1 protein-coding gene and 1 tRNA gene are annotated in these 1,437 nt (G+C 42.7%); one reads left to right on the plus strand and one right to left on the minus strand.

Annotated elements, in window-relative coordinates:
* Positions 1 to 83: 83 nt before the first annotated feature.
* Positions 84 to 170, minus strand: a tRNA-Leu gene (locus AB6E30_RS22470).
* Positions 171 to 519: 349 nt separating this feature from the next.
* Between AB6E30_RS22470 and AB6E30_RS22475 the strand changes: the two genes are divergently transcribed.
* A complete protein-coding gene (locus AB6E30_RS22475) occupies positions 520 to 1,308 on the plus strand; it encodes a lipase family protein (protein ID WP_372105323.1) in 789 nt (262 codons plus the stop codon).
* Positions 1,309 to 1,437: the final 129 nt, after the last annotated feature.

Below are 1,437 nucleotides of genomic sequence, written 5' to 3' on the forward strand. Positions count from 1 at the left end.
GATGACCTCAACCTTGGCAAGGTTGCGCTCTACCAACTGAGCTAGTATCGCATTTGCTTTATCGAGATAAAGACTTTAATAGATGGTGCCCCGGGCCGGACTTGAACCGGCACAGCGCGAACGCCGAGGGATTTTAAATCCCTTGTGTCTACCAATTCCACCACCAGGGCAACGCAATCTTGCGAGGCCGATTACTGAAAAGTAAAAACACCATCTCTCAGCGACCTAAGCCGTGAGAACGAGGTGTACTTTAACGGAAGGAAAAAATTCGTCAACAATAAATTTTATCTTTTAATTCAAGTGATTAATTATCGAACTCAAAAGAATAAATTTAGTGCAGCTTGTACGGTTCTTATACTTGGATTTCTAATTTAAACGGACAAATCACTGACAACCATTGATTCAAATACCAATTGAATGCGGTGATTTTATTGTTTTAAACCAAGCAAATGGCGTTTTCATGTGCTTTTCACATTCAACGATTAGAGTTTGAAGTAACTCTTATTAAGAAGTAAACATGTGAAACCACTAAAACGATATCAATATGAGCGCTATGCCGTTCTTTGTAACCTCGCCTACCCTAGAGTTTTTAAGCAGACTCGCTATGGTTTTGACCCTAATGGACAACGCATCATCAAGAACCAGTTTGGTAAAACCATGATTAGAGTGTTGTGGAGTAGCGACAAAGATGAAGTGGTTGTGGTAATCAAAGGATCGCACAGTATCTCAGATTGGCTACTAACCTTTGCTCTATGGACAAGAAGCTGTAAGAGAATTGGGCTCAATTATCGTGTGCATGCGGGTTTCTACCATCTAATGTTTCAAGAGAGCCAGCCAAGTCGTAATGAAGACAAGCTTGGCTTAACCGTTATTGAGCGCTTGGAAGCCACGCTCACACCTCTCATCGAACAAGGAAAAAGAGTGTCTATTACTGGCCACTCTTCCGGAGGCGCTATCGGTTGTGTCTTCGCTGATTACTTTGATCAAAACTACCCAGGCTGTATTAAACGAATAGTGACTTTTGGCCAACCAGCCATTGGTGATTGGAGCTTTCGAAAGCACTATCGCATGAGTAAGAAGACCTACCGAATTTGCTGTGACATCGACATCGTGACCTTCATGCCACCGGTTCCTTTGCTCTATTGGCATGTAGGTAAAGTGCTTTGGCTTTATAACGGACGAATCTATGAGAACACTCCTACATTAATCCGCCTTGGTCGCTCTATCTTTAGTTGGCTGATAAGACCTTTCTCTTACCACTTAATGAGCAAGTATATCCGTAACAAAGATTTCTTTGATAAGCATTGAAATGGGTACGTAGGAAGCTTTTAGCGGGGTCAAAAACGAAAAAACCAGTCACTAGGACTGGTTTTTTCTGAATGATGGAGGCGCCTCCCGGAGTCGAACCGAGGTCCACGGATTTGCAATCCGCTGCAT

It is taken from the genome of Vibrio sp. 10N.247.311.12, from assembly GCF_041467515.1.
In the GTDB taxonomy this organism is placed as follows: domain Bacteria; phylum Pseudomonadota; class Gammaproteobacteria; order Enterobacterales; family Vibrionaceae; genus Vibrio; species Vibrio crassostreae_C.